This is a genomic window from Curtobacterium pomorum (assembly GCF_044497295.1).
Lineage (GTDB): Bacteria > Actinomycetota > Actinomycetes > Actinomycetales > Microbacteriaceae > Curtobacterium.
Genome location: NZ_CP172409.1, coordinates 1181728 through 1202886, shown reverse-complemented (window position 1 = coordinate 1202886; position 21159 = coordinate 1181728). Strand labels below are relative to the sequence as shown.

General features: G+C 71.8%; 21 protein-coding genes and 2 tRNA genes. 12 read left to right on the top strand and 11 right to left on the bottom strand.

Annotated features, from left to right (window positions below; all coding sequences use genetic code 11):
• Positions 1 to 30: 30 nt before the first annotated feature.
• On the bottom strand, positions 31 to 1716 hold the full coding sequence (gene ettA / locus ACGH48_RS05770) for an energy-dependent translational throttle protein EttA (protein ID WP_111086790.1): 1686 nt from the start codon (positions 1714 to 1716) through the stop codon (positions 31 to 33).
• Positions 1717 to 1906: 190 nt separating this feature from the next.
• On the opposite strand from ettA, the gene ACGH48_RS05765 reads away from it, so the two are divergent.
• Complete coding sequence (locus ACGH48_RS05765) at positions 1907 to 2632, top strand: hypothetical protein (RefSeq protein WP_123313430.1); 726 nt, start codon at positions 1907 to 1909, stop codon at positions 2630 to 2632.
• Between the two features lie 23 nt (positions 2633 to 2655).
• Here ACGH48_RS05765 and ACGH48_RS05760 read toward each other — a convergent pair whose 3' ends face one another.
• From ACGH48_RS05760 to msrA, 3 genes are all read right to left on the bottom strand, one after another.
• Positions 2656 to 3363 carry a single-stranded DNA-binding protein gene (locus ACGH48_RS05760; RefSeq protein ID WP_396290568.1) on the bottom strand — a complete coding sequence of 236 codons (708 nt, stop codon included), beginning with the start codon at positions 3361 to 3363 and terminating at the stop codon, positions 2656 to 2658.
• Between the two features lie 123 nt (positions 3364 to 3486).
• Positions 3487 to 3690 carry a methyltransferase gene (locus tag ACGH48_RS05755; RefSeq protein ID WP_111086793.1) on the bottom strand — a complete coding sequence of 68 codons (204 nt, stop codon included), beginning with the start codon at positions 3688 to 3690 and terminating at the stop codon, positions 3487 to 3489.
• 37 nt (positions 3691 to 3727) lie between these two features.
• Positions 3728 to 4255, bottom strand: a complete 528-nt coding sequence (msrA, locus tag ACGH48_RS05750) for a peptide-methionine (S)-S-oxide reductase MsrA (RefSeq protein WP_222660156.1) — start codon at positions 4253 to 4255, stop codon at positions 3728 to 3730.
• Between the two features lie 173 nt (positions 4256 to 4428).
• Here msrA and ACGH48_RS05745 point away from each other — a divergent pair, with 173 nt between their 5' ends.
• Both ACGH48_RS05745 and ACGH48_RS05740 read left to right on the top strand, forming a co-directional pair.
• Positions 4429 to 4695 carry a hypothetical protein gene (locus tag ACGH48_RS05745; protein WP_222660154.1) on the top strand — a complete coding sequence of 89 codons (267 nt, stop codon included), beginning with the start codon at positions 4429 to 4431 and terminating at the stop codon, positions 4693 to 4695.
• An 89-nt stretch (positions 4696 to 4784) separates the two neighbouring features.
• The gene (locus ACGH48_RS05740; protein ID WP_396290567.1) at positions 4785 to 6113 is read left to right on the top strand and encodes a hypothetical protein; all 1329 of its coding nucleotides are present in this window, start codon (positions 4785 to 4787) and stop codon (positions 6111 to 6113) included.
• Positions 6114 to 6188: 75 nt separating this feature from the next.
• Here the strand turns inward: ACGH48_RS05740 and ACGH48_RS05735 are convergent.
• Positions 6189 to 6261: transfer RNA gene (locus ACGH48_RS05735), tRNA-Arg, on the bottom strand.
• A gap of 112 nt (positions 6262 to 6373) precedes the next feature.
• Here ACGH48_RS05735 and ACGH48_RS05730 point away from each other — a divergent pair.
• The 3 genes from ACGH48_RS05730 to ACGH48_RS05720 are packed head-to-tail and all read left to right on the top strand — an operon-like array spanning position 6374 to position 9554.
• Positions 6374 to 7189, top strand: coding sequence for a cytidylyltransferase domain-containing protein (locus ACGH48_RS05730; RefSeq protein ID WP_396290566.1), 816 nt, complete (start codon positions 6374 to 6376; stop codon positions 7187 to 7189).
• Positions 7186 to 8058 (top strand): N-acetylneuraminate synthase family protein, encoded by an 873-nt coding sequence (locus tag ACGH48_RS05725; RefSeq protein WP_123313424.1) that lies wholly within the window; start codon positions 7186 to 7188, stop codon positions 8056 to 8058. The genes ACGH48_RS05730 and ACGH48_RS05725 overlap by 4 nt, the downstream gene beginning before the upstream one ends.
• Positions 8055 to 9554 (top strand): DUF6716 putative glycosyltransferase, encoded by a 1500-nt coding sequence (locus ACGH48_RS05720; protein WP_396290565.1) that lies wholly within the window; start codon positions 8055 to 8057, stop codon positions 9552 to 9554. Before ACGH48_RS05725 ends, ACGH48_RS05720 begins: the two co-directional genes overlap by 4 nt.
• On the opposite strand, the gene ACGH48_RS05715 is transcribed toward ACGH48_RS05720, so the two are convergent.
• Positions 9498 to 9758: a thioredoxin family protein gene (locus tag ACGH48_RS05715; RefSeq protein ID WP_123313641.1), complete on the bottom strand. Its 261-nt coding sequence runs from the start codon at positions 9756 to 9758 to the stop codon at positions 9498 to 9500. The two genes, ACGH48_RS05720 and ACGH48_RS05715, sit on opposite strands and share 57 nt — an antisense overlap.
• A 29-nt stretch (positions 9759 to 9787) precedes the next feature.
• Positions 9788 to 10078, bottom strand: coding sequence for an oligoribonuclease (locus tag ACGH48_RS05710; RefSeq protein ID WP_123313422.1), 291 nt, complete (start codon positions 10076 to 10078; stop codon positions 9788 to 9790).
• Between the two features lie 61 nt (positions 10079 to 10139).
• Here ACGH48_RS05710 and ACGH48_RS05705 point away from each other — a divergent pair, with 61 nt between their 5' ends.
• The 5 genes from ACGH48_RS05705 to ACGH48_RS05685 all read left to right on the top strand — a co-directional run bounded on the left by ACGH48_RS05705 (position 10140) and on the right by ACGH48_RS05685 (position 13930).
• Positions 10140 to 10619 carry a MarR family winged helix-turn-helix transcriptional regulator gene (locus ACGH48_RS05705; protein ID WP_396290564.1) on the top strand — a complete coding sequence of 160 codons (480 nt, stop codon included), beginning with the start codon at positions 10140 to 10142 and terminating at the stop codon, positions 10617 to 10619.
• Entirely contained in the window at positions 10616 to 11857 is a 1242-nt protein-coding gene (locus ACGH48_RS05700; protein ID WP_396290563.1) for an MFS transporter, read from the top strand. The genes ACGH48_RS05705 and ACGH48_RS05700 overlap by 4 nt, the downstream gene beginning before the upstream one ends.
• An 800-nt stretch (positions 11858 to 12657) precedes the next feature.
• Positions 12658 to 13296, top strand: coding sequence for an oligoribonuclease (gene orn, locus ACGH48_RS05695; protein ID WP_123313419.1), 639 nt, complete (start codon positions 12658 to 12660; stop codon positions 13294 to 13296).
• A gap of 75 nt (positions 13297 to 13371) precedes the next feature.
• Positions 13372 to 13447 (top strand) — tRNA-His (locus ACGH48_RS05690).
• 138 nt (positions 13448 to 13585) lie between these two features.
• On the top strand, positions 13586 to 13930 hold the full coding sequence (locus ACGH48_RS05685; protein ID WP_262140114.1) for a metallopeptidase family protein: 345 nt from the start codon (positions 13586 to 13588) through the stop codon (positions 13928 to 13930).
• A 13-nt stretch (positions 13931 to 13943) separates the two neighbouring features.
• On the opposite strand, the gene ACGH48_RS05680 is transcribed toward ACGH48_RS05685, so the two are convergent.
• A complete protein-coding gene (locus tag ACGH48_RS05680) occupies positions 13944 to 15209 on the bottom strand; it encodes an acyl-CoA dehydrogenase family protein (RefSeq protein ID WP_396290562.1) in 1266 nt (421 codons plus the stop codon).
• Complete coding sequence (locus ACGH48_RS05675) at positions 15206 to 16642, bottom strand: LLM class flavin-dependent oxidoreductase (RefSeq protein WP_396290561.1); 1437 nt, start codon at positions 16640 to 16642, stop codon at positions 15206 to 15208. Before ACGH48_RS05675 ends, ACGH48_RS05680 begins: the two co-directional genes overlap by 4 nt.
• 102 nt (positions 16643 to 16744) lie before the next feature.
• On the opposite strand from ACGH48_RS05675, the gene ACGH48_RS05670 reads away from it, so the two are divergent.
• Positions 16745 to 18142 (top strand): MFS transporter, encoded by a 1398-nt coding sequence (locus ACGH48_RS05670; RefSeq protein WP_396290560.1) that lies wholly within the window; start codon positions 16745 to 16747, stop codon positions 18140 to 18142.
• Here the strand turns inward: ACGH48_RS05670 and ACGH48_RS05665 are convergent.
• Positions 18090 to 18641, bottom strand: coding sequence for an ATP-binding protein (locus tag ACGH48_RS05665; protein ID WP_396290559.1), 552 nt, complete (start codon positions 18639 to 18641; stop codon positions 18090 to 18092). The genes ACGH48_RS05670 and ACGH48_RS05665 overlap by 53 nt on opposite strands.
• Entirely contained in the window at positions 18634 to 21159 is a 2526-nt protein-coding gene (locus ACGH48_RS05660; protein WP_396290558.1) for an ATP-binding cassette domain-containing protein, read from the bottom strand. Before ACGH48_RS05660 ends, ACGH48_RS05665 begins: the two co-directional genes overlap by 8 nt.

The following is a 21159-nucleotide window of genomic DNA, read 5'->3' as shown; positions in this document are numbered from 1 at the left end:
GGATGGGAGCGTGCAGTCTCGCCACGCGGGTCAGTCGCGGGTGAGCTTGCGGTACGTCGCGCGACCGGGCTTCGCGGCGTCGGCACCGAGGCGCTCGATCTTGTTCTCCTCGTATGCCTCGAAGTTGCCCTCGAACCAGTACCAGTTCGGCGTGCCGTCCTCGTTGAGGCCTTCCCACGCCAGGATGTGCGTCGCGATGCGGTCGAGGAACCACCGGTCGTGGGTGATGACCACGGCGCAACCGGGGTACTCGAGCAGGGCGTTCTCGAGGCTGCCGAGGGTCTCGACGTCCAGGTCGTTCGTCGGCTCGTCGAGGAGCAGCAGGTTGCCGCCCTGCTTGAGGGTCAGCGCGAGGTTCAGACGGTTGCGCTCACCACCCGACAGGATGCCGGCCCGCTTCTGCTGGTCCGGGCCCTTGAACCCGAACTGCGAGACGTAGGCGCGGGACGGGATCTCGGTCTTGCCGACCTGGATGTAGTCGAGCCCGTCGGACACGACCTCCCACAGGTTCTTGTTCGGGTCGATGCCGCCACGGCTCTGGTCGACGTAGGAGATGTCGACCGTGTCGCCGATCTTCAGCGTGCCGCCGTCGAGGGGCTCGAGGCCGACGATCGTCTTGAAGAGCGTCGTCTTGCCGACACCGTTCGGGCCGATGACGCCGACGATGCCGTTGCGGGGCAGCGTGAAGGACAGGTCGCCGATGATGACGCGCTCACCGAACTGCTTGTGCAGCTTCTCGGCGTCGATGACCTGCGAGCCCAGACGCGGGCCCACGGGGATCACGATCTCCTCGAAGTCGAGCTTGCGGGTGCGCTCGGCCTCGGTGACCATCTCTTCGTACCGGGCGAGACGGGCCTTCGACTTCGCCTGACGGCCCTTGGTGTTGCTGCGGACCCAGTCGAGCTCCGAGGACAGGCGCTTCGCGAGCTTCGCGTCCTTCTTGCCCTGCACCTCGAGGCGCGCACGCTTCTTCTCGAGGTACGTCGAGTAGTTGCCCTCGTACGGGTAGAGGCGACCACGGTCGACCTCGGCGATCCACTGGGCCACGTGGTCCAGGAAGTACCGGTCGTGGGTCACGGCGAGGACGGCACCGTGGTACTGCTGCAGGTGCTGCTCGAGCCACTGCACGCTCTCGGCGTCCAGGTGGTTGGTGGGCTCGTCGAGCAGGAGCAGGTCGGGCTTCTGGAGCAGGAGCTTGCAGAGCGCGACGCGACGCTTCTCACCGCCGGAGAGGTGCGTGACGAGTTCGTCCCCCGGGGGGCACTGGAGCGCGGCCATGGCCTGCTCGAGCTGCGAGTCGAGGTCCCACGCGTCGGCGGCGTCGATCTCCTCCTGCAGCGTGCCCATCTCGGCCAGGAGCGCGTCGAAGTCGGCGTCGGGCTCGGCCATCAGCGCGGAGATCTCGTTGAAGCGGGCGAGCTTCGCGTGGATCTCGCCGACGCCTTCCTGGACGTTCTCGAGCACGGTCTTCGTCTCGTCGAGCTCCGGCTCCTGCATGAGGATGCCGACGGTGAAGCCCGGCGTGAGCTTCGCCTCACCGTTCGACGGCTGGTCGAGACCGGCCATGATCTTCAGGATCGTCGACTTGCCGGCACCGTTCGGTCCCACGACGCCGATCTTGGCGCCGGGGAGGAACGACATCGTGACGTCGTCGAGGATCAGCTTGTCGCCGACCGCCTTGCGGGCGCGGACCATCTGGTAGATGTACTCAGCCATATCGGCCCCAAGTGTAGTGACACCGCCGGTGCGTCGCGCGCCCGGAACCGGATCGCCGCTTCGCGCACCCGACCGGACAGGGGTCTGTCGGGATCCGTGGCGACGACGTAGGTTGTCCTCGCCAACCACCTCGGGGCCCGTCGCTCACCACGACGCGGACCGGCTCAGGATCACGGACGGGATGACAACCATGACCAGGCACGCCACACGACTGCGCCGACTCGCGCTCCCCTTCGTCGGAGCGATCGCGCTCACCGTCGCCCTCGTCGCTCCGGCCGCGCCGGCATCGGCCGCCGGAGCCGTCCCGAAGGGCGACCCCTACCTGCTCTACACGGCGAGCATCAGCGCCAGCGGGTCCGGCACGGGGTACTCGTCGTACATCAACGTCCACGACGCCCACAACAACGCCTACTCGTTCGGCATCCAGTCGGACAAGGGGTCCCCCGAGAGCAAAGGCAAGCCGCGCTACATCTGGGAGCGCGTGCAGAACGGCAAGTTCACCTACGGCTACCTCGGTCCGGCGACGAACAAGCTCACGCCGATCGGGATGCGCTGGTACAAGAACGACGTCGCGACGATGATCGTGAACCACAAGACGATCGGCACCCTCAAGCTCAACCTGGACGGCCGGCTGTTCTTCAACGCCGAGGCGAACGCCCGCCTGAACGGTGACGTCGTGCACTCGACCGTGCAGAACACGCGCATCACCGTCGGCGACCGCAAGGGCCAGATCGGGCTGAACGGCAAGTGGGACACGAGCTTCTCGTTCCACGGGCTGAAGGCGACGCAGACGAACAAGCCACGGATCCAGGGCGCGAGCTTCAAGATCGACGGCCGGGTCGCCGGGCTGCCGCGCGGTGGGAACTGGGACACCGAGCAGGTGTCCGGCATCGCGATGATCGCGCAGAAGTGGTGACCTTCCGGCGCGTCTGACCGGGTTCACGCGGCGACCCCCGTGAGGGGTCCGTCGTCGTCCGCTGCCTCGGGATCGAACGCGGCACCGTCCTGTTCGAGCATGCGCTCCGACGGCCCGACCGGGTCGGCGTCGTCGAGTCCGTGGTCGATCCCGGAGTCGTTCCCCTGGTCGGTCCCTGGCTCGAGCCCGTCCTCGTCCTCGCGGTCGGCACCGGCACCGGCACCGGCACCGGCACCGGCCTCGTGCTCGGTGTCGTGCTCGTGCCGCGGGCCGTCGAGCGCCGGAGCAGCGACCAGGCCGCCGCCGTGCACCTCGCCGGTCCGGGGGTCGACGCCCCGCACCCCGCCGTGCCCGGACGTCGTGTCGTTCACCTGCCGCGGCACCCGGACCCAGTTGCTGATGCCCCACGCCAGGTCGTGCCCGATGCCGTCGGCGTCGATCTCGACGGACGTGCCACCGCGACCGTCGCGCTCCCAGGTGCGGATCCGGACACGGCCGGACACGACGATGCGGTCGCCCTTCTTCAGGGACTTGAACACGTTCGACGCGAGGGAGCGGAACGCGGTGACGGTGTACCAGTTGGTCGCACCGTTGACCCAGGCGGCGCTGGCCCGGTCCCATCGGCGTGACGGTGAGGCGAGGCGCAGGCTCGTGATGGCGATGCCGGTCTCGGTGACGAGGTGACGGGGTTCCGTGGCGACGATTCCGCAGACGGTGATGATGTCGTTCATGCGTCGATCGTCATCGAGCCCGGGGCTGCCGAAGCAGCCCCGGGCTCGATCTGTGGCGTGTGGACCCGATCAGGCGACCTGTGGAGGGCGAGTCCCCCGGGCCTCCTGTCCGGCCCTGGACCGCTAGTGCGCTCGGAACTCGGGCCGCGCTGCGAGCGGCCCGAGCGCGGCGTGGACCGCGCCCTTCGCGGACTCGAGCGACGGGTAGAGCCCGCCGGTGCGCCCTCGTCCGTAGAGTTCGACCTGGAAGCCGTCCGCGGCACGGTGGATGCTGCCCACCGCACCTGCCGGACCGATCGCGACCCAGGTCCCGGTGTTGTTCGTCATCGTTCGACCACCTCCTCGTGGCCCCGACGCCCGAGGATCAGGACGCCAGGATGTACTGACTGTAGGCCTTGCGGACCTTGTTCACCTTGGGCAGCGCGACTGCGAGGCAGTAGCCCTGGCCGGGGTTCTTCGCGAAGAAGTCCTGGTGGTACTCCTCCGCCGGGTAGAACGTCGTGAGCGGTTCGATCGTGGTGACGATGCCGCCGTCCCAGATCTCGGATGCGCGCGCGATCGCCTGCTCGAACAGCACGCGCTGCGCGTCGTCCGCCGGGAACATCGCCGACCGGTACTGCGTGCCGACGTCGGCGCCCTGCCGGTTCAGCTGCCGCGGGTCGTGCAGCGTGAAGAAGACGTCGAGGATCACGTCGGCCGGGATCACCGTCTCGTCGAACGTGACCGCGACGGCCTCGGCGTGACCGGTCGACCCGGTGCACACCAGCTCGTACGAGGGGTTCTCCACCCGACCGCCGATGTAGCCGGACTCCACGTCCTGCACGCCCTGGAGCGTGCGGTACACGGCGTCGAGACACCAGAAACATCCACCTGCGAGCACGAACGTGGTCATGGCCACAACCTACCTCCCGGAGTCCGGCAGCGGACCGGCTGCGGACGGCCCGCACCGGGGACATCCCCTCCACAGCGCGCTGCGTCCGTCCCACCGTCCACGATGCGTCGGAAGAGCCCCGGCGTGTCGGTGGTGGCCCGTAGCGTCGGGACCACACCGACCAGGAGGCCACGATGCAGACCACGACCGAACCCGCACTGCGGATCCGCTCCGTCCCGCTCTCCCGGTCGCGCGGCGACTACCGCATCCTCGACGTCCGCGACGACCTGAGCCGTGTGACCCGCGCCAACGGCGAGATCGTCGGGTACGTGGACCGCATCGACGTCGCCGGTGACACCGCCTACCGCGCCCGTCGCTACGTCGCCACCGAGCGTCGGTTCGTCGAACTGCCGAACGTGTGGTCCGCCGACGACGCCGTGGACTGCCTCCGCTGGTCATGATGTTCCAGATTGGAATCATCTGGGGTCGGATGTGCGGAACGCCGTTCGTCCTCCCCAGGGCCTGACCGTTTCGTGAGTATGGTGCGCGCATGGACTGGTGGAACGACCTGACCGACTGGACTGCGTCCGACGACGGGTGGCGGGTGATCTCGGGTGCCGTGATCCCCTTCGTCGCCATCGTCGTCGCCGGCGTGATCGCGGCGCTCATCGGACGGGGTGCGACCAAGCGGGTCGTCGCCCTGCAGGAGCGTGAGTCGAAGAACGCCGCCGTCGCGGCGATCATCTCCGCGGCGCGCAAGGCCGCTGCCTGGGGTTCGCTCGGGCACGACGAACGCGGGTACGCGGACCACCTGGCAGAGGACGCCGACATCCGGCTCCGGCTGCTCCCCGTGCAGGGTGCGCCCCTCGCCGCCAGCTGGGCGCAGCACGAGATCGCCGACATCAAGAAGAACTCGTCGACCTTCAGCTTCCAGGCCGACCAGTCGCTCGCCGAGTTCCGCGACCGCCTGCTCGAGTGGCAGGCCCGCCCGGGCCGCGCCCGCAAGCTCTTCAAGGCCGACCTCGAGCGCTGGAAGTTCGAGTCCCCCGACCCCGATGCCGACCTGATCAAGCGCCAGCAGGACTGGAACGCCGACCAGAACGGCACCGCCCGGCCGCAGAGCCCGACCCCGGCGGCTCCCGCGCCGGCGGCTCCCGTCGAGCGCCCCACGCCGACGACGACGTCCCTGCGTCCGGCGCAGCGAGCAGCAGGAGCTCCCACCTCCGCACCGTCGACCCCGGCCAACGCCGGGTCGACCCCCGGCGGTGCAGCCCCCGCAGCGCCCGCTGCCTCCGCCGCCTCCACTCCCGCAGCTCCCGCGGCAGAACCCGGGTTCTCGGTGAAGCGCGGTGGGTCGGACGCCAACGCCACCCGCTCCTACGGCGAGAACACCACCCGCGTCTACGGCGACGACACCGCGCCCCCGGTACGCCCGGCACTCGGCACCCCCACGTCACCCGCACGCTCGACCCCGACCCGCGGGACCGACGACACCGAGGTCGTGGACGACGACGCCGTCACCCAGGCGTTCGGCGACTCCGACCGGGTGACCCCGGCCCGCAGCACCGACCGTCCCGCGTCGTCCGCCGTGGTGACGCCGACGCCGACCTCGGCCGACGCGCACGTCAACCGGCCCCCCGCCAACGACGTCCCGACGGCCCAGGCGTCACCGGCTGCTCCGTCGTCCCCGGCTGCCCCGGCGTCCGCCCCGGCCCCGAAGGTCGAGACCCCGGGCACGACGAACACGACGTCCATCCCGACCCGCATCACCCAGGCCCCGGCGGAACCGACCGACGCGAACGAGACGTCCGAGGCGCCGTACACGCAGCCGATCAGTGCCGCCGAACTCCGCCGCCGCGCAGCGGACGACGACGAGTAACGGGCCAGGACACCCAGCACCCGCTCGAACGAGCAACGGGCCGCCATCCGATCGGATGGCGGCCCGTTCGCGTCGTGCCCCCGGCAGGAATCGAACCCGCGGCACGGTGGGTAGAAACCACCTGCTCTATCCACTGAGCTACGGAGGCGAGCGACGTCGATTCTAACCGGGACCCGCCGGCCGAGCGGTTCCGGAACGGTTCGGCCCGCGTCTGCTCGCAGTTCGCCTCCGGGACACCCGCACTTCGTACCGTCCGGGAGATGCACTCCTCTCCCACCGTCCTCGCCGTCGTCCCCGCGCGCGCTGGCTCGAAGGGCATCCAGGGCAAGAACCTGCGGACGGTCGCCGGCCGGTCGCTCGTCCGCCGGGCCGTGGAGTCGGCGCGGAGCGCGGCACTGATCGACGCCGTGGTCGTCACGACCGACGGCGACGCCATCGCGGCGGAGGCACGAGCAGCCGGCGCCGACGTGGTCCGACGGCCGGCCGACCTCGCGGGCGACGAGGCGTCGTCGGAGTCCGCGCTGCTCCACGTGCTCGACGAACTCGAGGCCGCGGGCACCGGACTGCCCGAGGTCCTGGTGTTCCTGCAGGCGACCTCGCCGTTCATCGACCCGGATGACCTCGACACGGCGATCCGGCGCGTCTCGGAGGGGCACGCCGACGTCGTGTTCGCCGCGGCGCCGTCGCACGCGTTCCTGTGGCGCGTCGCCACGGACGGTTCCGCCGTCGCCGTGAACCACGACGCCGCCACCCGTCAGCGTCGCCAGGACCGCGCGGCCGAGTACCGCGAGACCGGCGCCTCGTACGTCATGCGGACCGATGGCTTCCGGCAGCACCGGCACCGCTTCCACGGCCGTGTCGAACTCATCGCCGTCGACCCCGCCGGCGCGATCGACATCGACGACGAGACGGACCTGATCGTGGCCGAAGCCACGGCCGACGTCACGGCCGAAGCCAGGTCCGAAGTCGCGGCCGACATCACGGCCGACGTCACGGCCGGCTCCGTCGCTCCCCAGACCCAGGACCACGACCCATCCCCGACGCGGGCAGCCCCCGCACTGAACGGAGCACCATGACCGTCACCATCGGCACGTCCACGATCGGCGCTGGCCACCCCGCGTACCTCATCGGCGAGATCGGCCTCAACCACAACGGGGACGTCGACATCGCCAAGCAGCTCATCGACGTCGCAGCCGACGCCGGGCTGCAGGCCGTGAAGTTCCAGAAGCGCACCCCGGCCATCGCCACTCCGGAGCACATGAAGAACACGCCTCGCAGCACCCCGTGGGGCGAGATGACCTACCTGGAGTACCGCTACCGCGTCGAGTTCGACCGCGACCAGTACATCGAGATCGGCGACCACGCGACCCTCCGTGGTCTCGACTGGTTCGCCTCACCGTGGGACGAGCCATCCGTGGACTTCCTCGAGGACCTCAACGTCGTCGCGTACAAGATCGCCTCGGCATCGGTGACCGACCTCGGGATGCTCGCCGCCGTCGCCGCGACCGGCAAGCCCGTCATCCTGTCGACGGGCATGTCGACCCTCGAGCAGATCGACGCCGCCGTCGACGCCCTCGGCACCGACCGCCTCGTGCTCATGCACGCCACGTCGACCTACCCGCTGCCCGCCGAGGAGGCGAACCTCCGCATGATCGACACCCTCGCCCACCGCTACTCGGGCGTGCCGGTCGGGTACTCCGGCCACGAGCCGGGCCTGCAGATCTCGATCGCCGCCGTGGCCCTCGGCGCGACCGCGGTCGAACGGCACATCACGCTCGACCGCACGATGTGGGGCTCGGACCACGCGGCCTCGCTCGAGCCGCACGGCCTAAAGACCCTGGCGCGGGACATCCGCATCATCGAGACGGCACTCGGCGACGGCGTCAAGAGGATCTTCCCCGGCGAGCAGGCACCGCTCGCGAAGCTGCGCCGCGTCGGCGCGTGAGCGGCCCGGTCGACGGGACCCACGCCATGGACGCGCCGGCTGACGGGGGTGCGCCGAGCAGCGGACGGGAGGCGCGCCTCCCGTCCGACGCGTCACCACGCGTCCGACGCGTGGTCGGCCTGGTCGACACCGATTCGTTCGCGAAGTGGGGCGCGCACCTGCTGGCGACGGCCCCGGCCGACTGGGACCTGGAGCTGCGCACCGTGGCGACCCCGCGGTCTGCGAGTCCGGAACAGCTGCGGTCGGCGTTCCGCGGACTGGACCGGCGGCTCGCCCACCTGCGCCACGATCCGCCGGCACCGAATGACGTCGACGCCGTCGTCGAGGAGCTCCGCGTCAACCCGCCGGACGCCGTCCTCGTGTCGTTGATCGGCCCCGTCGCCGAACTCGTCATCGACGAGGTGCACCGGCGGATCCCGGACCGGCCGGTGCTGGTGTCGGGACTGCCGGGGATCTCGTTCCCGGCGAAGTGGAAGGGCATCTTCTTCCGCGCCCGAGCCGACCTGTTCGTACTGCACAGCCACCGTGAGGTCCGGGCGTACGACGAGATGGCGCGCGAGGGCGGGGTGCAGCCGCACTTCGCGCTCGCCACGCTGCCCTTCGCGCGGAGCGCGACCGCCGGCGCGAGCGCCAGCGCGACCGCCGGCGCGAGCGCGCCCGTCCGTGACTCCGTCGTCTTCGCCGCCCAGCCGAGTGTCCCGCTGGAGCGCGCCGACCGGGCCCTCGTGGTGCAGTGGCTCGTCGCGACCGCACGGCAGCACCCGGAGTGGCGCGTCGTCATCAAGACCCGCGCGGCCGCCGGCGAACACCAGACGCACCGCGAGGAACACCCCTACCCCGACCTCGTGCCGGCAGACGCCCCGGCGAACCTGGTGGTCGAGAGCGGGCCGATGGCCGAGCACCTCGACCGTGCCGTGGCCCTCGTGACGATCAGCTCGACGGCGGTGCTCGAAGCGGCCGCCCGCGGTGTGCCCGCACTGACGCTGACGGACTTCGGCATCGGACGGCACCTGATCAACGAGGTGTTCGTGTCGAGCGGCCTCGAGGGCGACTCGGTCGACCTGGTGGACGGCCGGTTCGGCACGGTCCGACCGAGCTGGATGCGGGACAACTACTTCCACCCGGCCTCGGAGAACGACTGGCAGCAGCGGCTGACCGAGCTCATGGCACGGCGGGACGCCGGGACGCTCGTCGACCGCGAACCCGCACGCCGCAGCCGGGGCGGAGTGCTGCGCCGGGCCTGGGAGCGGAAGAACGCCCTCGGCGGCGCAGACCGCTCGGCGCTCGGCTGGCTCGCACTCGCGATCGGGGCGCCGATCCGCACGGTGAAGCGGCTGGCGCGGAAGGCGGTGGCGCTGGTCGACCCGCCGGAGCCGGTCGTGGTGGCGGCGCCGACGTCGCAGCGTGCGGCGGGCGGCGGCAGCGCGACGAGCGGTCGTTCAGAGGGCCTTGGCGATCGCCAGCAGCAGTTGGTCTCGGGTGGGGACCCCGGGTGAACGGAAGACCTCGGCTCCGTCCTCCCGCCGCACGATGATCGTGGGCGTGGAACGGATGCCGAGGTCCTCCGCGTCGTCGGGGTACGACGCCACGTCACGTTCGGTCACGGCGAGCCCGGGGACGAGTGCCGACGCCTCGGCCGACACCCGGCGGGCGGCGGCGCACGGCGCACAGAAGGCGGACGTCCAGAGGTCGAGCTGCATGTGACCCTGCAACACGGCGGCGTGGGGTTCTACTCCCGGTCGAACTCGCCGCTGCGGTCGCCGCGGTCGGCCAGGTCGTCCACCGGGTCGGACTCCCCCGGCTCGTAGGTGAACTCGACGGAGATCTGGTCGAGGACCTGCCGCGACTTGGTCGCGCGGTAGGTGAAGGCCGTCTGCAGGCCCTCGACGTCGGCGAACACCGTGACCTCGTCGTCCAGCGCGTCGCTCGTCGCGGTGCGGGTGTCGGTCGTGCCGTCGAAGGGGCCGCCGTGGAAGATCGCGGTGTACTCGTCGCCTTCGTGGATGGTGATGTCGCTCATGCGTCCCTTCTACCAGGCGGCGCCTGTTGCGGGATGCATAGCATCGCTATATAGTTCAGCTATGGAAACAACGCGGGCGCAGACGATCGAGACACTCCTCGTCTCCGTGAACCGCTTGATCCGCAGCGCCGTGCAGTCGACGGGCAACACCACGTCGGCAGCGGTCTGGCGCACGCTCGGCATCCTCGAGTCCGACGAGCCGCTCCGACTGGGTGAGCTCGCGGTCGCCTCGCGCGTGGCGCAGCCCACGATGACCCGGCTCGTCACCGGCATGCTCGCCGACGGCCTGGTCTCGCGCAGCGTCGACCCCGACGACTCCCGCGGGCAGCTCATCGAGGTCACCGACGCGGGCCGCGCACGACTCACCGCCTGGCGCGCCACGCTCACCGACACGGTCGGCCCGCTGTTCGCCGACCTCACCGACGACGACTGGGACGTCCTGCACCACGCGGCCGTCCTGATCGCACAGCGCACGAACACCACCACCCCCGCGACGTCGTCCACCGGGACGGCACCGACCAGAACGGAGACCACCGCGTGAACGCCCACGCACCTGCCGGCCAGTCCGGCTCCATCCTCAAGCAGTCGTCGGCGGTCTGGGCGATCGCGTTCGCCTGCGTCGTCGCGTTCATGGGCATCGGTCTCGTCGACCCGATCCTCCCCGCGATCGCTGCGTCGCTCAAGGCGACCCCGGCGCAGACCGAACTGCTGTTCACGAGCTACCTGGCGGTCACCGGCGTCGCGATGTTCTTCACCAGCTGGGTCTCGAGCCGCATCGGCGCGAAGCGCACCCTGCTCATCGGTCTGGCGCTCATCGTCGTGTTCTCGGTCCTCGCCGCCACGTCGAACAGCGTGTGGAGCATCATCGACTTCCGCGCCGGCTGGGGCCTCGGCAACGCGCTCTTCATCTCCACCGCGCTGGCCACCATCGTCGGTGCGGCATCGGGTGGCACCGCCTCGGCGATCATCCTCTACGAGGCAGCACTCGGTCTCGGCATCGCCGTCGGTCCGCTCGTCGGCGGCCTGCTCGGCTCGGTCAGCTGGCGCGGTCCGTTCTTCGGCGTCACCACCCTGATGGCCGTCGCGTTCATCGCCATCGTCGCCCTGCTGAAGACCGGCAGCCTCGAGAAGCCCACCCCGACGAAGCTCTCGGCACCGTTCCGCGCCCTCGGCCGTCCCGCGCTCGCCGCACTCGCCGCGACCGCGCTGTTCTACAACATCGGCTTCTTCGTCCTGCTCGCCTACACACCCTTCACGCTCGGCTTCGGCGCGCTCGGCATCGGCTTCACGTTCTTCGGGTGGGGGCTCGGTCTCGCGATCACGTCCGTATGGGTCGCGCCGATGCTCACCGCCCGTCTCCGCCGGACGACCGTGCTGAAGATCGCGTTGCCCCTGCTGGCGCTCGACCTGTTCGCCGCGGCCGTCGTCGTGGACTCGCAGGTCGGCCTCATCATCTGCGTCATCGTCGGCGGACTCGTCCTCGGTGTGCTGAACACGGTGCTCACCGAGTGCGTCATGGAGGCCACGGACCTGCCCCGCTCGGTCGCCTCGAGCGCGTACTCGGCCGTCCGCTTCATCGGCGGAGCCATCGCCCCGCCGGTCGCGACCCTGCTCGCCGACGAGTTCGCTCCCTCGGCCGCGTACGTGTTCGCCGGAGCGTCGGTCGCCGTCGCGTTCGTCGTCGTCCTCTGCACCACGAAGGTCCTGCGCCGCGTGGACGACGGTGCGGAGCTGGAGCGCGTCGAGGCCGAGGCCATCGGCGCCGGAGAGATGTCCTAGCCCCGAGCCTCGCCCCGGCGGTCCAGGTCCCGGTCCCGCTCCCGCTCCCAGTCCCGGTCCGGGTCCCGGTTCTCCGCGAACGGGCGAAACACCCGGGTGCCGCGCCACGCGACCGCGCCATTTCGCCCGCTCGCGGTGCGCAGCGGCCGTTCCGCTTGCCCGCCCTGCCGAGCGGGCGAAACACCCGCGTGCCACGCCACGACGACCGCGGCATTTCGCCCGCTCGCGGTGGGCGCACTGGTCGCGACCAGCCTGGAGGCCCGGCGCCCGCCCGGCGGACCGGCTCCGGGCCTCCAGGCAGTCACCGCAACCGCCCCGCGCGCCCTCGGCGCGTCCGGTGTGCGTCCGCGCACCACGCGCTCGTCGAGCGGGCGAAACACCCGGGTCGTCTCGCCACGCAACCGCGGCATTTCGCCCGCTCGCGGTCGCCGTGGGCTGGGTCCGCGCGCCCGCCCTGCCTTCTGGTCCCGCTTCCCCGCGAGCGGGCGAAACGCCCGGGTCGCCGCTCCACGCAAGCCTGGCATTTCGTCCGCTCGCGGTGGGCGCACTGGTCGCGACCAGCCTGGAGGCCCGGCGCCCGCCCGGCGGACCGGCTCCGGGCCTCCAGGCAGTCACCGCAACCGCCCCGCGCGCCCTCGGCGCGTCCGGTGTGCGTCCGCGCACCACGCGCTCGTCGAGCGGGCGGAACGCCCGGGTCGCCCCGCCACACGACCGCGGCATTTCGCCCGCTCGCGCGCTCGACGGACGCCGCTGCGCCGCTGCGCACGGGGCGCACGCGGGCCGGGAATAGGATCGTGCACATGGCAACCGCGAATGACCGCCTCGTCTGGATCGACTGCGAGATGACCGGCCTCGACCTCGAGGTCGACGAACTCGTCGAGGTGGCCGTGGTCATCACCGACTTCGACCTCGAGCCCGTGCACCCCGGCTTCGACATCGTGATCAAGCCCGACCAGTCCGCGCTCGACAACATGAACGAGTTCGTGACGAACATGCACGTCACGTCGGGGCTCATCGAGGAGATCCCGAACGGCGTCAGCCTGGCGGACGCCGAGTACCAGGTGCTCGAGTACATCCTCGAGCACGTCCCGGCGGAGGGCACCGCTCCCCTGGCCGGCAACACCATCGGCACCGACCGGGCGTTCCTGTCCAAGTACATGCCCCGCGTCGACGGCCACCTGCACTACCGGAGCGTCGACGTCTCGAGCATCAAGGAGCTCTGCCGCCGCTGGTTCCCGCGCGTGTACTTCAACTCGCCGGAGAAGCACGGCGGGCACCGCGCGCTCGCGGACATCCTCGAGTCGATCCGCGAGCTCGAGTACTACCGCCGCGCCGGCTTCGTCGCCGAACCCGGCCCGACCACCGAGGACGTCCGCGCCGTCCAGGCCGAGGTCGTCGAGAAGTGGGAACCGCGCCTGGCGCAGCCCGCAGCCGAGTGACGACACGGGTGGTCGGCACCACCCGCAGCATGTACTACTATTGAGTGGTCGCGCCGGTCCGCCGGTGTGTGCATGGTGGATATAGCTCAGTTGGTAGAGCGCCTGGTTGTGGTCTAGGAGGTCGCGGGTTCGAGACCCGTTATTCACCCCAGTCGAGGGAGAGTCCTGTTGCGTGTGACGCAACCGGGACTCTCCCTCAGTGTTTGTCTGGGCGCCTCCGGCGCCGTGCGGTTTCGCCGCGAGTGGTGAGCCACGAGTGGTCAGCGCGGTGTGGGACGATCCCTGCGTGATGGAGATGTCCGCCGACGACTTCGAGCAGCTCGTGACCGATGAACTCGACCTGCTCCCCGACGAGATGGTCGACGGCCTCGACAACGTGGTGTTCGTGGTCGAGGACGAACCGGAGAACGGCGAAGAGCTGTTCGGCGTGTACGACGGCATCGCGGCCACCGAGCGCGGGCAGTACGGCTTCGGCGAGCTGCCCGACCGGATCGTGGTGTTCCGCAAGCAGCACCTGGCCGAGTGCGACACCCTCGAGGAACTCAAGGACGAAGTGCACACCACGCTCGTCCACGAGATCGGGCACTTCTACGGCATCGACGACGAGCGCCTGCACGAACTCGGCTGGGCGTAGCGGGCGCCGCCCCTCAGAACCGCGTCGGCCCCACCTCGTGGTACTTCTCCCACGCACCCACCGGCCCCCGCCCGTGCAGCGCGTACTCGCCCACGAGCCGCTCCTTGTAGACCGCCGGGTTGTGCGACGCCACGACGCGGGCGTTCCGCCAGTGCCGGTCCAGCGCCCGGGTGCGGTCGGCCGCCGAGGCTCCGCCGACCTCGAACAGCTCGGACGCCGACCGCAGCACCCGCGGCCCGATCTCGACCTGTGCCTGGTACACGGCGTTCTCGGCCGCGTCGAGCAGCACGCGGTCCACGCCGACCCCGGGTTCGTTCGTCGCCACCACGGTGTCGAGCAGTCCCGCCGCGGCGGCGACCAGTGACCGGGCGGTGAACGCCCCGCTCGACAGCCGACCGAGGACCGCCAGGACCTGCGGGTCCTCCCCCGGCGTGGCCGCGTTCGCGTGGATGTACGTGCGGGTCCGTGGTCGGACGAACGCCACGGCGTCGTCGGACACCGCCTGCCCGATCCCGGCGAGGACCGCCAGCAGGTACAGCTGGTAGAAGGCCTGGATGTGCGAGAGCGGGGCGTCCCGGTACGCCGACACCACAGCGGGGTCGACCGACACCCCGTCGAACACGGTGGTGCCGGACGCGGTCAGCCGCTGCCCGAAGCCGTCCCAGTCGTCGATGCTCGTCACGCCGAGTGCGGTGGCGTCGACGGCGAACGTCACGCGTTCCCCGTCGCGGTCCGCCGCCAGGTAGATCCAGTCCGCGTAGAGCGTGCCGGTCGAGTAGAACTTCCGACCGTCGAGGCGGAGGGAGTCACCGGCCGGCGTCACCGTCGTCGAGATGTCGGCCAGGGTCGTCCCGGTCCGCTCCGAGGTCGCGTTCCCGATGATCGCTCCGTCGACGATCCGGTCGAGCCACTCGTCGCGCGATTCGGAGTTCGGCCGGAGCAGCACGAGCTCGGTGTACCCGAAGTGTCCCCGCCACAGGTGCGCGATGTTCGAGTCCGCCGCCGCCAGGTCCGCCACCAGGTGCGCGAGTTCGACCAGGGTCGCACCGAACCCGCCGCGGTCCTCCGGCACGCGCAACCGTCCGAACCCCGCGTCGGCCAGCGCGCGGACCTCGGCGTGCGGCAACGGCCGGTCGCCGGGAGCACCGGAGGCGAGCTCGCGCTCGACCGCGCCCTCGCGGATGGTCGCGAACACCGGTGCGAAGCGCGCCCGCAGCGTGGCCAGGCGGTCGGCCGGGAGGCCCGGCGTGTGCCCGTCGGTCGTCGTCGCGTCCGTCATGCGGGCACCTCCACGGCACGGGGTGCGTCGTCCGGGTGGGCAGCGGTCGCGCCGCTCGCGCCACCGGAGAACGCGCCGCGCCACTGCCGGGCGGGGTGCGAGTCCGGCAGCTGCGCGTGCCCGAAGAGCTTCTCGCGCAGGGTGCCCGCGCGGTACTCGGACTGCATCAGGCCACGCTCCTGCAGGGTCGGGGCGATGTGGTCGACGAACTCCTCGTACGAACCGGGCAGCGTCCAGTTGATGACGTTCACCCCGTCGACGCCGACCCGCTGCCAGTCGGCGAGCTCGTCGGCGATCTGCTCCGGCGTGCCGACGACCCGGGCGCGGAGCTTCGCGGACAGGCGTGCGAGGTCGGCGATCGTGGGTTCGCGGTCGCCGGCGGCCTCACGGAGCCACTGCAGGTGCGACTGCCCGGCGTGGGTGCGGACCTCGGACAGCGGGGTGTCCGGATCGAGGGCGTCGCCGGTGTCCGGGTCGAAGCCGAGGTTCGAGTGCACCAGGAAGCCGTCGGCCGCCAGGTACTCGTCGATCTCCGCTTCCTTGGCCTTCGCCTCGGCTTCGGTCGAGCCGGTGACGAACGTCAGGCCGAGGAAGAACGCAATGTCCTCCCGCCGGCGCCCGGCTGCCTGGGCGAGGTCGCGGGTCTCGCGGATGAGCTGCTCGGTGGCGTCGCGGTTCGAGGTCAGGATGAACTGGGCCTCGGCGTTCCGTGCCGCGAAGGCCCGACCGGCGGGTGAGGAGCCGGCCTGGAAGAGCACCGGCGTGCGCTGCGGGCTGGGCGCGCTCAGGTGCGGACCCTGCACGTCGTAGCGGGTGCCGTGGTGGTCGATGCGGTGCACCTTGTCGGGGTCGGCGTAGCCGCGGACCGGGTCCTTCAGCACGGCGCCGTCCTCCCACGAGCCCTCCCAGAGCTTCGCGCAGACCTCGAGGTACTCCTCGGCCCAGACGTAGCGCTCGTCGTGCTCCTCGAGCCGGTCGGCGCCGAAGTTGCGGGCGGCGCTGTCGAGCGCACTCGTGACGACGTTCCAGCCGATGCGGCCCCGCGTGATGTGGTCGAGCGTGGAGACCTTGCGGGCGAAGTCGAACGGGTGCGCCTGGATGACGCTCGACGTGAACGCCAGGCCGAGGTGCTCGGTCGACACGGCGAGCGCGGAGAGCAGCACCGAGGGGTCGTTCGAGGGGATCTGCAGTCCCTCGCGCAGGTTGGTCGAGTAGTCGCCGCGGCCGGGACCGTAGGTACCGACGACGTCGGCGAAGAACACGGCGTCGAACTTGCCGCGCTCGAGGGTCTTGGCCAGGTCGGTCCAGAGCGTCACGTCGTCGAAGTCGGCTTGGCGGGCGTCCGGGTGCCGCCACAGGCCGTGCTGGATGTGCGACGTCGTGTTCATGACGAAGGCCGCGAAGCGCAGCGGACGGTTCGGTGCATCGCTCATGCGTCCCATCGTGGTCGGCGGGCACCGCCCGACGACAGCGACGTGACCTTCCGTTACGCGCGGTGTTCCCCGCGGCCCCGGAGGCGACCATGCTCCTGAGGCATGCCGACCCCGAGTACCGTCACCGCGCCTCCCGGCCGTCCCGCCGCACCGTCGACCACCGCGACCCGCCGTCGCGTCGCCCTGGCCTCGTTCGTCGGCACGACGGTCGAGTACTACGACTTCTACCTGTACGCGACGGCATCCGCCCTGGTGTTCGCGCCGACGTTCTTCCCGTCGGTGACGCCCGCCGTCGGCGTGATCGCGTCGTTCGCGACCTACGGGGTCGGCTTCGTCGCGCGGCCGCTCGGCGGGGTGATCGCCGGACACCTGGGCGACCGCATCGGACGCAAGAAGCTGCTCGTCGCGTCCCTGGTGCTGATGGGCATCGCGTCGACGCTGATCGGTGTCGTGCCGTCGGCAGCGACCATCGGTGTCGGTGCCGTCGTCGCGCTGGTGTTCCTGCGGCTGCTGCAGGGCGTCGCGGCCGGCGCGGAGTGGGGCGGGTCGGCGCTCCTGTCCGTCGAGCACGCGCCCGAGCGGCACCGCGGGCTGTTCGGGGCGTTCACGCAGATGGGGTCGGCGGGCGGGATGCTGCTCGCGACCGGCGTGTTCACCCTGGTGCGCTCGCTGCTCGGCAACGAGGTGTTCCTCGCCTGGGGCTGGCGGCTGCCGTTCCTGTTCTCCGCCGTGATCGTGGCGGTCGGCCTGGTGATCCGGCTCGGCGTGCAGGACGCTCCGGTGTTCCAGGAGCTGCGGGCCTCCGGCGGGGTCGAGCGGTTCCCGGTCTGGCAGGCGATCCGGCACCACCCGCGCGCGATCCTGGTGACGGCCGGACTGCGCCTGGTGCAGCCCGCGCTGTACTCGATCCTGACGACGTACTCGCTGACCTACCTCGCGGCCGTGCGGGGACCGTCCGGCTCCGATGCGGGGTTGCAGGCCGTACTCGTGATCTCGGCGGTGTCGCTCGTGTCGACGCCGTTCTGGGGCTGGCTGTCCGACCGGGTGGGTCGCCGCGTGCTCACGATCTGGTCGGCAGTGGGCATCGCGGTGCTCATCTGGCCGTTCTTCGCGTTCCTCGACGCCGGGCCGCTCGTGCTGCTGCCGCTCGTGGCGCTCATCGGGATGTGCGTGTTCCACGACAGCATCTACGGGCCGCAGGCAGCCTGGTTCGCGGAGCAGTTCCCGACCGGACGGCGGTACTCGGGGATGTCGCTCGGGTACCAGATCGGGTCGATCTTCTCGGTGGGACTGACGCCGCTGCTGGCCGCGGTGTTCGTGGAGCTCGGTGGGGGCTCGCCGTGGATCCTGTGCGGGTACCTCGGGGTGTACGCGGTGCTGACCATCGTGGCGGCGGTGTTCGCGGTGGACCCCGCTGCGCGTGCGCGCGGCGGCGCGGGCGACAGCGCTACGTCCGCAGCACCACGTCGGCCAGGGACGCCGGGTCCTCGGCGACGATGAAGTCCTGCTCCTGCGCCGCCCACCGGTCCCACTCGCGCGCGAAGGTGTCGCCGTCGCGGCCGATCGCCCGGTCCCAGCGGACTGCGTCGTCGGCCTCGAGCCACACCGCCAGCGAGGCGAGCGCCACCGACGCCCGGGACACCGCCCCGCAGCCCTCGATCACGATCGGCAGGTCGGGGTCGACGGCGGTCCACTCCGCAGGACCGCCGGTCGCCCAGTCCCACCGGCGGTAGCCGCTGGGTGCGCCGAGCACGTCACGGACCACGGCGTCGGCCGCCGCGCGGAGTCCGTCCCACCCAGGGTAGACGTCGTCGAGGTGCACGACCTGCGCTCCCAGCAGCCGGGCGAGCTGGTCGCCGAGGGTCGTCTTGCCGGTGCCGGAGCGGCCGTCGACGAGCACCACGACGCGCCCTCCCGACGCCGCCGCGGCGCCGGCAGCGGCTGCGGCGACACCCGCGGCGAGACCGTCGCCACCCGCCGCCTCCGTCGCATCAGACACGCCAGGTCCCCGCTGCCACCGCGACCGCGATCGACACCACGCCGATCCCGACGAGCACCGCGACCATCGCCCACTCCGGCCCCGCGAACCGCGCGACCCGCGCCCACGTCCGTCGTCCGGGAGCCCCGAACCCACGCGACTCCATCGCCACCGCCAACGTCGTCGCCCGTCGCAGTGCCAGGACCAGCAGCGCGAACGCCATCGATGCCCCACGTCGCAGCCGCCCGGTGTCGGCCAGCCCCCGAGCGCGCCGCGCCATCGCGAGCTGCCGCCAGTCGTCCACGAGCAGCGTCATCATCCGGATGGCCGCGAGCGCTCCGAGCACGAACCGCGCGGGCAGTCGCAGCACCTGCGCGAGCCCGTCGGCCAGGTCGGTCGGGTCGACGCGCACGAACAAGGCGACCGCGGGCAGCCCCACCGCGAGCACGCGCAGTGCCGTCGCCAGCGCGAGCGTCAGCGACCCGTCGGTGACGTGGGCGAAGCCGAAGTCGAACCACTCCCGCCCGGAGGGTCGTCCGTACAGCGCGATGCTCACCGCCGTGAGCGGCACGGCCACCAGGACCGGGGACACCCGCAGCAGCAGGGTCCGCACCGGCAGCCGCAGGAGCGGCAGCAGGGCGATCTCGAGGGCGAGGGCGACGGCTGCGGACACGACGTCCAGGCTCAGCACGAGGCACACGCCGAGTGCGAGGACGCCGACGAGTGAGGCGACCGGTTGGACGGCGCGGACGCCGCGGTGGTGGTCGGGCGCGGGGGCGGTCGCGGTCGCGGGCGCGGTCGCGGGCGCGGTCGTTGCGTCTCTTCGGTCTGGAGGCGCGGTTCGGCCCGTCGTCGTCGGCCCCGTCTCCGGGATGGTCGCCGTCGCACCCCCCTGGTCGCGTTCCACGTGCCCTTGGTCGCCCTCCACGCGCCGGGCACCGTCCGCCGCGAGCACGACCTCGTCGGCGTCGAGTGCACGGATCAGGTCGCGGTCGTGCGTGACGGCGACGATGGTGGTGCCGGCGTCGGCGAGCACTCCGAGGTGCCGGACGACGGCGTCCCACGTGGCGCGGTCCTGCCCGGAGGTCGGTTCGTCGAGCACGACGACGGGCGGCCGTGCGGCGACCACCGCCGCGATGGCGAGCCGTCGCTGTTCGCCGCCGGACAGCGTGAAGGGGTTGGCGTCGGCGAGGTGGGCGAGGCCGAACTCGCCGAGGAGCGCGTCCGCCCGGTCCGCGGCGTCCGGTGTGCCGAGCGCTCTGGGGCCGGCCTCGACCTCGTCGCGGACGGAGCGGGCGACGAACTGGTGCTCGGGGTCCTGGAAGACGGTGCCGATGCGGGCGGACAGCTCGCGGCTCGACCAGGTGTGCGGTGCGGGGTCGAGGCCGGCGGCGAGTTCCGTCGTTGCCGAGAGCTCCCCCGCCGCCGGAGGCAGGAGCCCCGCGAGCGTGAGGCCGAGCGTCGACTTGCCGATGCCGTTCGGTCCCGTGACCGCCACGACCTGACCGGCTCGGAGCTCGAGGTCGATCCCGCTGCCCACCCGCTGCCGCTTGCCGCGGGCGGTCCCGAGGTCCCGGGCCTCGAGCAGCGCCGGGCCCGCCCCCGCGCCGGCGCTCACCCCCGCGCCCTCCCCCGCGCCGAGCGGGCGAAATGCCGCGGTGCCCTCGGCGGCCGACCCGGGTATTTCGCCCGCTCGCGCAGCCGCGCGAAGCCGCCCGCGGGCCGCACCACGTCCGGGCTCGGCGCCGGGCACCCACACCCCGGCCGCGGTGAGCGCGGCGCCGTGCCGTGCGAGGACCTCGGCCGGGGCGCCGTCCGCGACGACTCCGCCGCCGGGTGCGAGCAGCACGAGCCGGTCGACCAGGTCGAGCCAGGTGCCGATCCGGTGCTCCACCACGAGCAGGGTCGCCCCGGTCTCGTCGAGCAGCGCCCGGACGGCCTCGTGCACCTGGAGCACGCCGGCCGGGTCGAGGTTCGCGCAGGGTTCGTCGAGCACGAGGGCTCCCGGACGCATCGCGAGCACCCCGGCGAGCGCCAGCCGTTGCCGCTGGCCGCCGGACAGCATCGCAGTGGAACGGTCGAGGGGCAGGTCGAGCCCGACGACCTCGAGGGCCGACCGCACCCGCGCCCAGGTCTCGTCGCGCGGGACGCCGAGGTTCTCACAGCCGAACGCCACGTCGTCACCGATCCGCGACATCACGGTGTGCGCCTCGGGGTCCTGCATGACGAGGCCGACACGCCCGCGGACCGCGCGGGGGTCGGCACCGTCGACCAGGACCGAGCCCTGCGCGGAGGCAGCCGTGTCGTCGGTGGCGTCGGGTTCGTCGGGCAGGACGGCGGCGACCGCTCGGAGCAGCGTCGACTTGCCGGAGCCGGACGGTCCGACGATCGCGACCCGCTCTCCCGGCTCGACGCTCAGGTCGACGCCGCGGACGGCCCACTCGGCGCGTTCGGGGTAGCGCCATCCCCAGTCGCGGAACGCGATGCGTGCGGCGCGGACGCCGACGGCGTCCGGGGACGTCGACGACGGAGCGGACAC

Bases quoted from the DNA above. Each gene is read 5' to 3' on its own strand.
- ettA (WP_111086790.1), bottom strand. From the start codon at position 1,716: ATGGCTGAGTACATCTACCAGATGGTCCGCGCCCGCAAGGCGGTCGGC.
- ACGH48_RS05765 (WP_123313430.1), top strand. From the start codon at position 1,907: ATGACCAGGCACGCCACACGACTGCGCCGACTCGCGCTCCCCTTCGTC.
- ACGH48_RS05760 (WP_396290568.1), bottom strand. From the start codon at position 3,363: ATGAACGACATCATCACCGTCTGCGGAATCGTCGCCACGGAACCCCGT.
- ACGH48_RS05755 (WP_111086793.1), bottom strand. From the start codon at position 3,690: ATGACGAACAACACCGGGACCTGGGTCGCGATCGGTCCGGCAGGTGCG.
- msrA (WP_222660156.1), bottom strand. From the start codon at position 4,255: ATGACCACGTTCGTGCTCGCAGGTGGATGTTTCTGGTGTCTCGACGCC.
- ACGH48_RS05745 (WP_222660154.1), top strand. From the start codon at position 4,429: ATGCAGACCACGACCGAACCCGCACTGCGGATCCGCTCCGTCCCGCTC.
- ACGH48_RS05740 (WP_396290567.1), top strand. From the start codon at position 4,785: ATGGACTGGTGGAACGACCTGACCGACTGGACTGCGTCCGACGACGGG.
- ACGH48_RS05730 (WP_396290566.1), top strand. From the start codon at position 6,374: ATGCACTCCTCTCCCACCGTCCTCGCCGTCGTCCCCGCGCGCGCTGGC.
- ACGH48_RS05725 (WP_123313424.1), top strand. From the start codon at position 7,186: ATGACCGTCACCATCGGCACGTCCACGATCGGCGCTGGCCACCCCGCG.
- ACGH48_RS05715 (WP_123313641.1), bottom strand. From the start codon at position 9,758: ATGCAGCTCGACCTCTGGACGTCCGCCTTCTGTGCGCCGTGCGCCGCC.
- ACGH48_RS05710 (WP_123313422.1), bottom strand. From the start codon at position 10,078: ATGAGCGACATCACCATCCACGAAGGCGACGAGTACACCGCGATCTTC.
- ACGH48_RS05705 (WP_396290564.1), top strand. From the start codon at position 10,140: ATGGAAACAACGCGGGCGCAGACGATCGAGACACTCCTCGTCTCCGTG.
- orn (WP_123313419.1), top strand. From the start codon at position 12,658: ATGGCAACCGCGAATGACCGCCTCGTCTGGATCGACTGCGAGATGACC.
- ACGH48_RS05685 (WP_262140114.1), top strand. From the start codon at position 13,586: ATGGAGATGTCCGCCGACGACTTCGAGCAGCTCGTGACCGATGAACTC.
- ACGH48_RS05680 (WP_396290562.1), bottom strand. From the start codon at position 15,209: ATGACGGACGCGACGACGACCGACGGGCACACGCCGGGCCTCCCGGCC.
- ACGH48_RS05675 (WP_396290561.1), bottom strand. From the start codon at position 16,642: ATGAGCGATGCACCGAACCGTCCGCTGCGCTTCGCGGCCTTCGTCATG.
- ACGH48_RS05670 (WP_396290560.1), top strand. From the start codon at position 16,745: ATGCCGACCCCGAGTACCGTCACCGCGCCTCCCGGCCGTCCCGCCGCA.